This is a genomic window from Sinorhizobium fredii NGR234 (assembly GCF_000018545.1).
In the GTDB taxonomy this organism is placed as follows: Bacteria; Pseudomonadota; Alphaproteobacteria; order Rhizobiales; family Rhizobiaceae; genus Sinorhizobium; species Sinorhizobium fredii_A.
Map to the genome: position 1 here is coordinate 2,338,952 of NC_012587.1, position 14,030 is coordinate 2,352,981.

At 60.6% G+C, this 14,030-nt stretch carries 12 protein-coding genes and 1 tRNA gene; 1 reads left to right on the plus strand and 12 read right to left on the minus strand.

Annotated features, from left to right (window positions below; all coding sequences use genetic code 11):
* The 5 genes from NGR_RS22455 to NGR_RS22470 all read right to left on the minus strand — a co-directional run bounded on the left by NGR_RS22455 (window position 1) and on the right by NGR_RS22470 (window position 6,364).
* The gene (locus NGR_RS22455) at window positions 1-954 is read right to left on the minus strand and encodes an ATP-binding protein (protein ID WP_012708773.1); all 954 of its coding nucleotides are present in this window, start codon (window positions 952-954) and stop codon (window positions 1-3) included.
* Window positions 951-3,374 carry a DDE-type integrase/transposase/recombinase gene (locus NGR_RS22460; RefSeq protein ID WP_012708774.1) on the minus strand — a complete coding sequence of 808 codons (2,424 nt, stop codon included), beginning with the start codon at window positions 3,372-3,374 and terminating at the stop codon, window positions 951-953. Before NGR_RS22460 ends, NGR_RS22455 begins: the two co-directional genes overlap by 4 nt.
* Window positions 3,374-4,153: a hypothetical protein gene (locus tag NGR_RS22465; RefSeq protein ID WP_240545165.1), complete on the minus strand. Its 780-nt coding sequence runs from the start codon at window positions 4,151-4,153 to the stop codon at window positions 3,374-3,376. The genes NGR_RS22460 and NGR_RS22465 overlap by 1 nt, the downstream gene beginning before the upstream one ends.
* Before the next feature lie 94 nt (window positions 4,154-4,247).
* Complete coding sequence (locus NGR_RS32420; protein WP_012708776.1) at window positions 4,248-4,397, minus strand: hypothetical protein; 150 nt, start codon at window positions 4,395-4,397, stop codon at window positions 4,248-4,250.
* Between the two features lie 1,891 nt (window positions 4,398-6,288).
* Window positions 6,289-6,364 (minus strand) — tRNA-Ile (locus tag NGR_RS22470).
* A 148-nt stretch (window positions 6,365-6,512) separates the two neighbouring features.
* On the opposite strand from NGR_RS22470, the gene NGR_RS22475 reads away from it, so the two are divergent.
* Window positions 6,513-7,298, plus strand: coding sequence for an SIMPL domain-containing protein (locus tag NGR_RS22475; RefSeq protein WP_012708777.1), 786 nt, complete (start codon window positions 6,513-6,515; stop codon window positions 7,296-7,298).
* 319 nt (window positions 7,299-7,617) lie between these two features.
* Here the strand turns inward: NGR_RS22475 and NGR_RS22480 are convergent, their stop codons facing one another.
* The 7 genes from NGR_RS22480 to rpoD all read right to left on the minus strand — a co-directional run bounded on the left by NGR_RS22480 (window position 7,618) and on the right by rpoD (window position 13,727).
* A complete protein-coding gene (locus tag NGR_RS22480; RefSeq protein WP_012708778.1) occupies window positions 7,618-7,974 on the minus strand; it encodes a hypothetical protein in 357 nt (118 codons plus the stop codon).
* A gap of 312 nt (window positions 7,975-8,286) precedes the next feature.
* Window positions 8,287-8,691, minus strand: coding sequence for a ketosteroid isomerase-related protein (locus NGR_RS22485; protein ID WP_012708779.1), 405 nt, complete (start codon window positions 8,689-8,691; stop codon window positions 8,287-8,289).
* Window positions 8,692-8,870: 179 nt separating this feature from the next.
* Entirely contained in the window at window positions 8,871-9,293 is a 423-nt protein-coding gene (locus NGR_RS22490) for a secondary thiamine-phosphate synthase enzyme YjbQ (RefSeq protein ID WP_012708780.1), read from the minus strand.
* 209 nt (window positions 9,294-9,502) lie between these two features.
* The gene (locus tag NGR_RS22495) at window positions 9,503-9,856 is read right to left on the minus strand and encodes a DUF1428 domain-containing protein (RefSeq protein ID WP_012708781.1); all 354 of its coding nucleotides are present in this window, start codon (window positions 9,854-9,856) and stop codon (window positions 9,503-9,505) included.
* Between the two features lie 227 nt (window positions 9,857-10,083).
* Window positions 10,084-10,653, minus strand: coding sequence for a transglycosylase SLT domain-containing protein (locus NGR_RS22500; protein ID WP_012708782.1), 570 nt, complete (start codon window positions 10,651-10,653; stop codon window positions 10,084-10,086).
* 405 nt (window positions 10,654-11,058) lie between these two features.
* A complete protein-coding gene (locus NGR_RS22505; protein ID WP_012708783.1) occupies window positions 11,059-11,352 on the minus strand; it encodes a GYD domain-containing protein in 294 nt (97 codons plus the stop codon).
* 320 nt (window positions 11,353-11,672) lie between these two features.
* The gene (rpoD, locus tag NGR_RS22510; protein WP_012708784.1) at window positions 11,673-13,727 is read right to left on the minus strand and encodes an RNA polymerase sigma factor RpoD; all 2,055 of its coding nucleotides are present in this window, start codon (window positions 13,725-13,727) and stop codon (window positions 11,673-11,675) included.
* Window positions 13,728-14,030: the final 303 nt, after the last annotated feature.

The window sequence follows — 14,030 nt, forward strand, 5'->3', positions numbered from 1 at the left end:
TCACGCCGCCATCTGGAAAGGATACGTGGTCTCGCCGATGCGCTTGCGCATGAAGCAGGCCGCCTTGAGATGCTTGCCCGCGATACATGGCGCGTCTTCTGCGATCGCGCGACGTGCGGCGTCGATCACGATGTTCATCGTCAGGCCGACGGAACCGCCTGCGGCGAGCTTCCACTCATCGATCCATTCATCACGGTCGAGACCGGAGTCTTCCGCAAACGGAAGGCGTTCGGAAACGCCCGCCAGAAATTCGAGGTAGTGGTCGAGTTCCTCGTTCATCGAAGTGTCGTGTTCAGCAAGATGTGCCGCCGGGAAGGAAGCCCGGTTAAAATGCTGCCTGTGTTCCAACATTCCCGCCTCGATGACGTTCAGGCCAGCCAGGAGGATTGAGCAAGCCCCGCTGTCTGCCAAGGCCTTGATCAACGAAAGCATGCCTTTCCGCTTCGCGGGTGGGGCCTCGAAAATGTAGTGGGCATCGTCCAGGATAACGAACACGGTGCCATGGCTGGCGACGCGCCTAACGCATTTGCTCTCGAGCGATTTACCGCCGATGTATGGTACCGAGGACGCCCCGGTGGCGAGGTAGAGCGCCGTCGCCAAGTCAGGCGCGCCCCACCTGTCCATGACCTCCACGTAGGCGAATGGATAGGTAAAACTGCTTTCGGGCGTGAGTTGATACGGTTTGTTGTCGCGCAGGAGCGTTTTCAGGAGCCACGACTTGCCAGCGCGGGAATTGCCCAGGAAGCCGACGATTTCGCCTGTGATGGGCGCGCCGTCCTTTCCCTGCTTATGCAGGCCGAAGACTTCCTTGTAAGCCGTATTGAAGCGTGGATACCGGACAAGGAGGTTCTTGACCTGCTCCTGCCTTTCGGCCGGGGAAAGCTTGAGCATGGCGAGACGCGCCTTCTCGTCGTTCACGTAGGAAACCTCATGAAAATTGGGCAGGATGATCATTTGGTGTCTCCGTTTTTGGCCAGGCGTGCGCGGCGCGCGGCGCGGGCGTCTTCGATGGTCTTTTCAGTCAGGGCAGCGGTCTCGGCAGCGATGGGGGCGGCCGCAGGTGGTGTTTCCTTCACGGGGCCGGACTTCTCGGTCCTGGGCCGACCACGACGCTTATGTTCCTTGACGGCATCTTCGAGCGGATCGCGGATGGTCACGGTGCCGTCGGCGTTCATGACCGCAAAGTTCTCGGGCGTTCCGTCACGGTCGTTCGCCGGGTTGCTCAAGGACTTCGACCGCTTCGATTTAGGTTCCAAAGGAGCGGCGAAATCGATGTGGCCCGCACTCGCGGCCGCGCTGGTCGTCGCGGTGACGATGGCGCTGCGCTTGAGCTTCTTGGAGACCTGGGTCCGGAATTTCAGGAGCGCCTGGGCATTACGTTGAAGGCCCTTCTTGTCGTAGATGTCCGCCAGTTCCTTCGACAGGGTCCTCTTGGCGACGATGAGGTCCTCGATCGTCACGCGCTTGCCCCTGGTCAGCTTGTTGTGATGCTCGACGGTCTTCCGGTGCTGGTACATAGTCGTCCCGCGGGCATACTCGAGGCAGCGGCCGTTGGCGCGCAGGCGGATGACCCTGTCCGGGCGGTAGGGATTGACGACGAAAGCATTGGAGATGTCTCCCCACTCGACCGTGAGCTTGTACTTGACACCCGGGCGATGATCGGGATGGGCGGTGATCTCGAGCAGGTCTTCGGACACGTAGGTGATGTGTTCCGACGTCATGCCGTCGTTCTGGATGGTCACCTCGGTGGTATGGCCGCCAAGGGCGAGGAAGATTTCCGGATCGATCGGGTCGCGGGGCGGCATGTTCGCCTGTCCCGCCAGCCATACATCCTCCGGGGTGGCCTTGAGTCGCGGAAGCTTGCCGATGCCGCGCCGCGGGGTCTTATGGTAATCCGCGATCCAAAGGACCATGAAGTCCTCAAGCTGGCGCATTGTGATCAGCGGAAGGCCAAGCCCCTTGCTCTCATCGAATAGTTTGCGGCGCTCCGGGTTCGACATCGTGGTGCCGGGAAGCTTGTGGAAGAGCTGACGCATCAGCGTACCGAGCATGCGCTCGACCAGCCCCTTCCCGGTTGGCTCTCCAGGCACGTTTTCGATGAGTTCGAAGCCGAGTTCCTCGGAAGCACCCACGATCTTGTGACCGCGCAGGAATGACGCCGCGTCGGTCACAAGGGCCGCAAAGTCGCCGTACTGGTTCCATTCGACGCCTGGAAACCTGCTCATGTCCTTGGGGTACATGGCGAGGCGCATGCCGTGCAGGAAGGCTTCGAAGCATTCGTCCTCGAAGTGGATGGCGAAGCCGATGATGCATCCGCTCTTCTTGTCTACGAACAGCAGGATATGCGGGCGTCCGAACAGGAACTGGAACTCGTCGTCGCACACGACGATGTCGCCGAGGGTATAGTCCGCTTCCACGATGCCCAGGATATGATCGGGGAGCGCCCGAGACGTGTAGAAGCTGTGTTTGCGACGCGCGTATTCCGGGCCGAACCGCCAAAGGTCCTTCGAGTAGCGGTCCGGTGCTGCGAAGCGCCGCTGGATGGTCCGCAGCATGGGAACGAGGAGCGTCCCGTCCGGCTGCGTGATGTCCTTCACGAGCTGGCGGTGTTCGCTCTTCGCAAGCTCGACTTTGATCTGTTCCTGAACGTCGAGAGCTGTACCGGCGGGAAGCTCCCATGCCCACTGCACGCATTCATCGATGATGTCCTCGAGCCGCGGATCGAACTTCCTGACCGTGTTGCCGCCGGACGTTTCGGTCGCGAGCGCGAGCAGACGGTTGAAAGGGTTCTCCTCGTACTTCTTGAGCCACATCCTCAGCGAATTGTAAGCGGGCCGCTTGTCGTGGCCTTTATCCTGCGCGTGCTTAGCCGCCACCTCGAGGATAAGCTTTTTGGTGAGCCGGACCTTTCCGCCCTGGCGCGCTTCCACCAGCTTGCGGGCATACCACCAGCGTTTCATCGCGGTGGTCCGTGCCTCCTTCGTGAGGGCCAGATAGCTCTTGATCTGCGGTTGCTCGGTCTTCTTTGACGCGCGCTCTGCCTTGGTATTGATCGGGATCAGGCGAAACTCCCGTTCCAGGACGCTGATCTGCCAGTCGGACAGGAACGTCATCTCGTTCGTGTCCGTATTCTGGACCATGAACTTCTCGCCCCCGACGCCGTACCGCGCCCTGGACATCACCGCGCAATAAGCGACCTTGGTCCGATCGAGATTGAAAACAGCGAATTGCGAGCCAGGCCCGAAATTGTAACGTTGCGGCTGGTGCTTACCGCCTCCGACAGGATGGGGCGGGATGTCGAGTTCCGCGTAACTCGATGCGGGGACGAGCGCTCCGTTGGTGAGGAACGTGCTTTTGTGATGCATGAAGCTCATCAGTTGGCCCTTTCTTCGATATTGGCCAACAGGGAGGACTTCCGGGTGATCTTGGTGGCGAAGGAGATGACGGCCGACATGTCGAGGGTGATCTCGCCTTCATTGGCGAGCCACATCACGGCCGAGAACGCGCGTTTGATTTCGGGAAGCTCGCGATACTGCGCGATGGTGCCGTCGTCGTTGAAGAAGACGTGCGCCCGATTGGGGAGCGCGGCGGCCAGAGTGATCGCCGCAATATCCGTGACGATGGGAAGCGACGCCATCGCGCGCCGGACCCCCATGATAGCTTCCATGTTCGGCCGCCAGGCGTGGTAGCGGATGGTCTGGTAGTTCTTCCACCGTGGCTGGCGGTGCAGCTCGGTTTCATCGAGCACGCGATAGGTCGCGCGGTAGTCTTCCCAGAACGTCCTCTTCAGCCTGTTTGTACGGCTTTCCAGCCAAGGCATGTCGCGCTGTTCGGCTACGGGAACGATGTCGAAGTAGGAAGCCTGCTGCTGGCGTGACCAGATACCGAGATCGGGGACATGATCGAGCGTGCCGATTACGCCGTATCGGTCCTCGACCTCGTATTCCAGCCGCATTGGGAAGTCGCTGATGCGCACGACCTCCGGATTGCACTCGAAGTGAATGATGGCGTCACGCATCAGGGTCGAGTGCGCCCTCATCGATTTCCGTGCGCCCTTGCGCAACGGAACGTTGACGGGAATCTTCCTGTTCTTCTGGCGTTTGGCGACCTTCTTGAGTGGTACGTGGTCATCCCCGAAGCCGAAGAACTTCATGAGCTGTTGTTCGTTCATCTCTTGTCTCCAGACATGGCTCCGCCGACGCCGATCTTCGCAATCGGCGGAGTGAGTTACAGATTGGGGAAAAGGATCAGCAGTGCTTGGACAGCTCGTCTTCGTAGAGATGGCCCTGCCATTCGCGCATCAGGTCGGCGATGGTGATGCATTCGCAGCCAAGAGAGTCGATGTCGGCCATCCGGATCGGACGGGCGGTGGAAACGGTGTCGTCGATGAAAAACATGCGCACTTCTCCCGATGGCACACGGCCAAGCGGGTTACGATGAACATTGGGGAAGAGGGACGCACCTTCTTGGCGCGTGCCTGGAGGTCAAAGTTCGGAGAGTTTGGCGAACCGCCCGAACTGCAAGCAAACGACTACGAACTGCCGATGGCAGTCATATTCGCGTGGCTATCTGCAGTCCGTGGGCGGTCATGGGTGCGATCCCGTGTAGGGAAACGGTATGGCTCATCGTTTCCGTTCACGGTTTGTACCGGACGAATTCGAAGAGTCAACCGGGCCCAGCCCAGCAGACTGCAGAATTTTCATGGAAGGGGGACGAGCCGACGCGGGAATCCGTTGACAGGACCAATCCAACCGGCAACACTCAAACTGCTAGGTTCTGGTGTTTTTTGGTTGGTTTATTGGTGTCCTGCCCTGCAGTCCCGATAAACAATCAGGAAGCTCACGGATTTCCACACAACGGGTCGTCCTCTAACGGGGCGGCCCGTTGTTACTTGGTCGGCGGCGTAGGCGATTGGCCATCCTTCACTCCTGGCTTCGTTGGTCCTGGCAAAATATTGAGCGCCGACCGCTGAAGTTGGCAAGCCTTTCCCTCGACCACACGCCCGGCCCTTTTGGACGACACGACAGCTGCCGAATTATTTTTTCGGGTAGCGTCGGCAACATCCAAAAAATTAGAACATCCTAATGTATAGACGAGGCAGCTTTTACCTCTACGGAAAGCCGTCTACTTTTGTGGACAATTCCTCGGCTGAAAAAATCTGCTGGTGCCCCTAGACAAGCACGAAGTTTGTTCTATTTTTGTTCACCATGAAAACCTGGACCTTGATCATCACCGCTCGAATAGGCTGAACGCCCTGGCCAAGACGGCCACCGTCCGGAATCGTGTTGTCGAGGTCTATCCATATGCTCGCCATTGAAGATGTCGTTGGCGCTCCTGCCGCAGGGGGAGTAGCGACGCGGAAGTCTTTCTTTCCATCATTCGTTGCCGCTGGTCATACCCAGGATACCAACCACTGCCATCCTGGTCGCGATCGATCCGTGAAGTCTCTCCTGTCTGCGCCACCCGACTTCTGGACGCCGAGAATCCAGGTCTACGATTTCCTCGACGACAACACATACCCCGCCGACGCGGAATATTCTCGTTGGCGGCCGTTAGGCCCGGCATCGTCTGGCCCCACTAGAATGCTCGCCGTGACGAAAGACGTCACGAGCGTGTCAACTGCTTCGGAACAAAGGTGCGAAGGTTGAATGAGTGGGAGCGAAACGACGTCTATAATTGGGGTGGGATGTGCAGCGCAGGAGAAGCAGAATCAGGAAGCTCCATGATGCCCTGGGGTCCAAATTTTCCAGTTCGGATGGGTTTCGCACCGACGGTGGTCCGGGCTAGATATGAGGTCTTTGACTATCAGTGGAAGTCCTCGCGACCTCGGCCCTCGGCAAGAAGGAAGACTGAAGCAACCGCGACCACGCGATACGCGCCCGCGGTTGGGACTAATGCATGACTTCATTTGCGCCCATGTAAGCGTCAGGAAATTGAAGAACTCGCTCGCAAAAGCGACGTCTTGAATTTCCGAAAATAGGCCGTCTCTCTGGAAGAGGATATCAAAGACGTCGGGGCAGAAGGACGTCGCCGAGCCGAAAAAGCCTAGCGGAACCCAAGCACATTTATGATTAAATTTCAAGGCGTTGACTGATTATCAACTTTGTGCCGCCCGACCGTTTGACCGGGCTATTCACATCTTTGTGAGTTGACGGTTTTTCTCGCAAAATCGCATCTCAAGTCCGTCTTTTTGACCGCCTCGGCCATCCCGCGGCGGTCTTTTTTGTCCCTGAAGTTCAGAGGTTGATGGCGGCGGGTTCAGACGTTGATGGCGGCCGAGATGTTTGTTGGTGGGCCCGGAGGGACTCGAACCCCCAACCAAGCGGTTATGAGCCGCCGGCTCTAACCATTGAGCTACAGGCCCTGCCGGTCGTCCGGCCGCCGCGAACCAATGGCAATTCGCGGCCTCGAATGCCTCTAGCGGAAAACCTTTTTGCCGACAAGCCATTGCCGCAATGCCTACACAATCGATAAGCATGGATTTGGCGGATAACAACCGGAGAGAAACATCCATGATTTCCACACGCATTGCCCGCCCGGTCCAAGTCGCGGCGATTGCCGCTGCCTTTGCCGGTGCTTTCGCGGCGGCCGCGGCGGCGCAGGACAGCGGTGCCGGCAGGGCCGACGGCAAAGGCCGCCCGGACGCGGCGAGAGGCCGCCAGGCGCTGATCAAGGTTTCCGGCGAAGGCCGGGCCACGACGGCGCCCGACATGGCGATCGTGCAGCTCAGCGTCGTCAAGGATGCGAAGACGGCGCGCGAGGCGCTCGACGCCAACAACAAGGCGATGGCGGAGATGCTGGCGGCGCTAAAACAGTCCGGCCTTGCCGAGCGCGACCTGCAGACGAGCGGCTTCTCGATCATGCCGCAATACAACTACCCGCAGAACAGCGACGGCACCGCCCGGCCGCCGGAACTCGTCGGCTACCAGGTCGTCAACGGCGTCAGCGTGCGCGTGCGCGATCTGACGAAGCTCGGCGAAATCCTCGATCAATCCGTCACGCTCGGCGTCAACCAGGGCGGCGGCATCGAATTTACCAACGACAAGCCGGACGCCGTGATCACCGAGGCCCGCAAGGCGGCCGTTGCCGATGCGATCAACAAAGCAAGGGTGCTGGCCGAAGCGGCCGGCGTCTCGCTCGGCCGGCTGATCGAACTTTCGGAACAGCCATCGCGCGGAGAGCCGCCGGTGCCGATGCGCAGCATGGCCAAGGAATTCGCCGCCGATCAGGTGCCGATCGCAACCGGCGAACAGGCCTATAACGTCACCGTCAACGTGACCTTCGCGGTCAACCAGTAGCGCCGTTCAACTGCTTTCGCCCTCATCCCTGTGCTTGTCACGGATGAGGGCTGCGCCGCATCCACGGCGCGCAAGAGTCTCTTCAGCCCAAGAACTTGGGCTGGCTGGATTTCTGTGACAAGCACAGGAATGAGGATCGGAGGAGCCACCGCGCTGTCGCAACCGAGGAGCAGCGGCTGGCTGCGTCTGAAGAGACGTGCGGCGCTTCGATCTTCCAGCCCGAGACCCGAGGCTCACCTCTCCTTCACATCAAAAAAGAAGAGCCCCGACGCTTGGCGCGGGGCTCCGTTTCCATCCGCCGGGGAAGCGGAACTATGGTTTACCAGCGACCGATGATCGGGCAGCCACGCACATTGGCGAAGATGATCGCCTGGCGGTCACCGTGACGGCGACCTTGGACGACGACCTGGCGGCGCGAGACGTCGGCGACATGGGCGCGGCGCAGGCCGCGGTCACGTGCCTTGTCGACGGCCAGCCACGGTTCGCAACGGCCGCGGCGTTCCCAGCGGTCGCGGCGCCAATCGTCGCGATAGTAGTCACGGTCGCGGTATTGAACACCGCCGCCCTGGCCGAATTCGAAGACCAGCGCATCGGCCGAAGCCGTGGTGGTCGTGCCGACAAGGCCGGTCAGTCCGACAACGGCGGCGACGGCTGCATTAACAAGAAATTTCCTCATGGCGTTTCTCCGTTTAGCGAAGGGGTTGGCGGTCACTCTCTCATCGATTGATCCAAATCTAGACCGGACAAGCTGAACGACACCGGAACCCTCCATTCATGCGGCGTTCAGGATGAGGCCCGCCCCAGCGCGCCAATCACAGCCGATTCGGCCGGATTTGCGGCAGGTCACAGGCGGGGACGCGAACGGACGACCGCTCGCGCTTTTCTCTTCCCGTTCAAGGGGAAACGACAAGAGGACGGTTTCGTTCCTTCCGGCCGCACAAGCGAGGTCATAAGGCTTTGAAAAAATGTGGCTTTCTTTCGCAGCCGGTCAATCGGCCAGTTCGCGATCGAACAATTTCAGGTTGCGGTAATGGCTAAGCCGGGTGATGAGCCCATCCTCGATCTCGAAGATAAACACGCTCGGCACGGCATAGGCTTGGCCCGACGCCTCCGGGAAGCCGGCCATCGTCTCGCGGTAGGTGCCGCGCGCGGTCGTGTCGGCTGCCACCCGCTGCCCGAAGGCATCGCGCATCAGCACGACGTCGCCGAAGCTCTCGTCGAAATGGCGCAGATAGCTCATCACCCAGGTCCGGAGCGGCCCGATGCCGAGGGTGCGCTGACCGGTCAGCGAATCGAAGGCGACGTCGTCGTCGAGGAGACTTGCGAGCGTTTCGAAATCCCGGTCGTTCACAGCCTCGATGAAGCGAGCGGCAATGGTCTGGGCGTCCGTCATCGTCTCCTCCTCTACGGCGCCGCGCGTCTTAGACGCGCAAAGGTCGCTGTAGCGCTTAGAATTGCTGCATGTTCTTATCCTTGAATCGGCTACGATTTGAGGAAACATGCAGTAGTCAGCATGCCGTTCATTCTACAGCAGCAATCTTCAGATCGGCCAGTCCGGAGAGGAGCACAGCGTCAATTGCCGAGATGCAGAACGATCTCACGGCGGTGCGGGCGATCGCGGTGCTCGAAAAGGTAGATCCCCTGCCAGGTCCCGAGCGCCATGCGCCCGTCGATAACCGGAACGCCGAGCGAGACCTGGGTCAGGGCCGCCTTGATATGGGCGGGCATGTCGTCCGGCCCTTCCTCGCTGTGGATGATCCAGCCCATCGAGGGATCGGACGCCGGCGGCACGAGGCGACGGAAGAATTCGTGCAGGTCACGTCGGACTTCCGGATCGGCGTTTTCCTGGATGATGAGCGAGGCGGAGGTGTGGCGCACGAAAACCGTGAGAAGCCCCTCCGAGACCGCGCACGACCGCACGAAATCGGCGGCCTCGCCGGTGAACTCGTAGAGCCCCTGCCCTCTGGTGGCGATGGTCATGACGGTCTGCGGCATTGCTGTCGTCCTGGATGGGCTTGCGCCGGCCCCGTTACCAAAAAACTCTATTCGCGGAATTCATCCGGGTTGAAAGAACCGCTCAGGCGTTGCGTAGAGCCTACTGCATGCCTTCGCCCTTAATCGACCTCGAATCAAGGGCGAAGGCATGCAGCGATTCAAAGTCGGCGGCCCTTGCGCGCCTGATAAGGCGCGCGGCGCTGTAGGGGTCAAAGCTCCAGGAAGCTCTCGAACCCGCCATAGATCATCCGTTTGCCGTCGAAAATCGATTTCCATTCGTCGCCCTGCAGCCGCGGATCCGCCATCACCTTGGCGACGATCGCGTCGCGGTCCTGGCGCGACCGGTAGACGACCCACGAGAAGACGACCGTCTCGTCCTCCTTGGCCTGCACCGCGCGCGGAAAGGAGGTGAGTTCGCCATAGGGAACGTCGTCGCCCAGGCATTCGACGTAATTCAGGGCACCGTGTTCCTTCCAGACCTCACCGGCCTTGCGGGCCAGATCCTTGTAGGCCTCGATGTTTTGCTTCGGCAGCGCCACCAGAAAACCATCCACATAAGTCATTGTCCGTCTCCTCCGTTGAAAGACAACAAAGGACGACCGGGGCGGAAAGGTTCCGACACGCCGAGGCGATTTTTTAGAGCGGGGTGAGGAAAAGTGTGCGCGGTTTTCCGCCCGCGTCCCGCTCTACCTTTTAGCAACGATCACGTTCATGACTTTGGGTCGATCAGACCCAAGTCATCGTGATCTAAGGGGCGGGCGACCGCTCCATCAACAGGCTTGACGAGCCCTCACCCGCCGCAGCCCTGCAGTTGGCGCGCGTAGAGCGCGGCGACGTTGCTGGCGCGCTTGGCGCCCGTCTTCGCCGTATCGCTCCAATTGCCGCGCGCATAGCCGCCGTGGCCGTGATAGTAGGCAATGTAGAGCCGATAGGGGTCGTTGAGGGCGATGCCGTTCTGCTGGTGGCTTTGACTGTGGTACCAGGCGATGAAGCGGATCGCGTCTTCGAAGTCCGTGCGGCGCGCCATCCAACGCCCGGTTTCGGCCTGATAGCGGGCCCAGGTGCCGTCGAGCGCCTGCGAGTAGCCGTAAGCCGTCGAGATCCGCGTCCAGGGAATGAAGCCGAAGAGCTTGGTGCGCGGCGGCCGTGCATTGTGGCGGAAGCCGGACTCCGTATAGATCGTCGCCATCAGCACCGGCACTGGCACGCCATATTCGCGCTCCGCCGCATAGGCGGCCCGGCGCCAATTGTTGAAAAGGCCGTCTTTCTGCTCGAAAACCGCGCAGGCGTTCCGGGTATCTCTCGGCACCGTTCCGCAGCCGGCCAGCAACAGGAGGACGACGACAAAAACGCAACGCATCGCGGAACCTCTCATATGCGAGAGATTGATAAAGCGTAAATGTTAAGGAACGGTATTGAAGCGAAGTTGAACGACTGGGCCGGCACCTACAGCGCCGTGCGCCTTTGCTCGGCTGGATCGCCGACCGCCGCCTCCAACATTGCTGGAGAATCGATGTTTGGCAGATAAGCGGCGTCAGCTTCGACGGGGTTTCCGCAAGGCTTCCCGCGGCGCCGTTCTACCCAAGTGTGCGCGATTGCCCCTCTCCTCGGGTTTAACCCGAGGACTGACCCTCTCCCGTTTTGACGGGGAGAGGGGACTGAGGCGGCGCCGCGCGTCCCTTCGCCCCGCTTGCGGGGAGAAGGTCGTGGCAGCGGGATGAGGGGCGACCCTGGAAGGAACGCTCCGAGCCGGAAGCCAAGCCCTCTAGCCGAGCGTGCCGATCAGTTCGCGATAGGCAGCCTCGGGGAAAGCCTTCAACGTGCGGGTGCGTACATTGCCGTAGGTGCCAAGGGTCAGCGAAAACCGCGCGGCAACCGCATCGTCCGGCGCCTCGCAGATTGCGACCATGTCATATTCACCCATGGTGAGGTAGAAATCCTTGAAGGAACCGCCCATTTCCTCAAGCACTTTTCTGGCCGCATCCAGCCGTTTCGGCGACTCACGCACGGACTTGATACCCTGATCGGTCCAATTGAGGAGCACGACGTAAGTGGTCATCTCACACCTCCCGAAGGAGCACCCCGCCCTCGAATAAGAGCGTCCAAGATGCTCCGTTTCAAGAAAAGGCTAGAGCGCTCTCGCGCATTCGAGGTCCGGCGCTCTACGGCACGGTGGACGCCTGCGGTGCAACTACTCCTCTCGCACTGCAACCAGTGCCCCCTTTCGCTGCAAGCTGCGAAGTATAATCCCGCGCTTTGAACCGAACAAGTTCAGCCGCGTTCACCCCCATCCCGCAGGGCTACCCAGGCGGTCGACATAAAAAGGCCGGGCGTTTGGCGCCCGGCCTTGATGGTTTTCACAAAAGTCTCGGCCTGAGTTCAGCTGTCCAGGAACGAGCGCAGCTTGCGCGAACGGCTCGGGTGCTTGAGCTTTCTCAGCGCCTTCGCCTCGATCTGGCGGATGCGTTCGCGGGTCACCGAGAACTGCTGGCCGACTTCCTCGAGCGTATGGTCGGTGTTCATGCCGATGCCGAAGCGCATGCGCAGCACGCGTTCCTCGCGCGGCGTCAGCGAGGCGAGGACGCGCGTCGTCGTCTCGCGGAGGTTTGCCTGGATCGCCGCGTCGATCGGCAGCAATGCGTTCTTGTCCTCGATGAAATCGCCGAGATGGGAATCCTCCTCGTCGCCCACGGGGGTTTCGAGCGAGATCGGTTCCTTGGCGATCTTCAGAACCTTGCGCACCTTCTCGAGCGGCATGGCGAGCTTTTCGGCCAGTTCCTCCGGCGTCGGCTCGCGGCCGATCTCGTGCAGCATCTGGCGCGAAGTACGGACGATCTTGTTGATCGTCTCGATCATGTGCACCGGGATGCGGATGGTGCGGGCCTGGTCGGCGATCGAGCGGGTGATCGCCTGCCGGATCCACCAGGTTGCATAGGTCGAGAACTTGTAGCCGCGGCGGTACTCGAACTTGTCGACCGCCTTCATCAGGCCGATATTGCCTTCCTGGATGAGATCCAGGAACTGCAGGCCGCGGTTCGTGTACTTCTTGGCGATGGAGATGACGAGACGCAGGTTCGCCTCGACCATTTCCTTCTTGGCGATGCGCGCCTCGCGCTCGCCCTTCTGCACCATCGAGACGATGCGGCGGAACTCGGCGATGGAAATGCCGGTCTCGGTGGCGAGATTCTGAATCTCCTGGCGGATGTCGCGGATCGTCTGGTTCTCGGCCCTGGCAAATTCCTTCCAGCCCTTGCCGGCGAGATTGCTGATCGACTTCATCCAGTTCGGATCGAGTTCGGCGCCGGAATACTGTTCGAGGAAGGAGTCGCGCTTGACGCCGTAGGATTCGGCAAGGCGCAGCAGCCGCCCCTCGTTCTGCATCAGCCGCTTGGAGATGTCGTAAAGCTGCTCGACCAGTGCGTCGATGCGGTTCTGATTGAGCGACAGCGACTTCACCGCCTTGATCAGCTCGTCCTTCAGCTCCTTGTAGCGGCGCTCCTGGGCCGGCGACAGCGTGCCGGTCGCGGCGAGCCGCGCTTCCACCTGCTGGTCCTGCAGCTTGCGGAGCTTCTTGTAGGTCTCGGCGATGATGTCGAGCGTTTCCATCACCTGCGGGCGCAGTTCCGCTTCCATCGCGGCGAGCGACAGGTTGGACTCGTCGTCGTCCTCTTCCTCTTCCTCGACCGGCTGGCCTTCACCGCCGACATTGGTGATGTCGTCGTCATTGGCCGCCACGCGCGACTTGCGGGTCTTTTCCTTCTCCTCGGCCGCCTTGCGGTCGGCCTCGATCTTTTCCGGGCTCTGGAACTGCGGCGCCGCCTTGGCCTCAGGGCCGGAATAGGTGGTCTCGAGATCGATGATCTCACGCAGCAGCGTCTGGCCCTCGTTCAATTCGTCGCGCCAGATGATCAGCGCCTGGAAGGTGAGCGGGCTCTCGCAGAGACCGGCGATCATCGTTTCGCGGCCGGCCTCGATGCGCTTGGCGATGGCGATTTCGCCTTCGCGGGAGAGCAGCTCGACCGAGCCCATTTCGCGCAGATACATGCGCACCGGGTCGTCGGTACGGTCTGTCGGTTCTTTCTTCTTGCCGGTCGCAAGCGCGGTGCCGCTGACCGTCGCGAGTTCGCCGCCCTCGCTCTCTCCGTCGTCGCTGCTGTCCTCGTCGTCGCCGCCGGCCGCTTCCTCGGCTTCCTCGTCCTCGATGACGTTGATGCCCATGTCGGAGAGCATGGCCATCGTGTCTTCGATCTGCTCGGAGGTGACTTCCTCGGAAGGCAGGACGGAATTGAGTTCGTCCATCGTCACATAGCCGCGCTTCTTGGCGGCCTTGATCATCTTCTTGACAGCGTCGTCGGAAAGATCGAGAAGCGGACCGTCCGGAGTGCCTTCGCGTTCAACGTCTGCTTCTTCGTTTTCTTTGACTTTTGTTGCCATTTATTCGTCGCTTTCCTTGTCGCAACCGGCGTGCGCCGGTGCCCAATACCGCTCGGGGGTTCGGGCGCGCCGCGCACCCGCCACCGACTCATTTCCCCTGACGTAACGGGATGATGTTTAATTCCTGATTAACCACGACAGCGATCGCGGTTGAGCGGGCAAGCTTCGACAGTCCTGCCACTGAATCGTCCCTGGCATGAGTTCCTATCCGCCGTATCATGTCGCCATTTCTGCTTGAAATGGTGATTCCCAGAATTTTCGATCCCGTCAAGCGTTTCCGGTGGAAAACCGCCCAAATCGGCA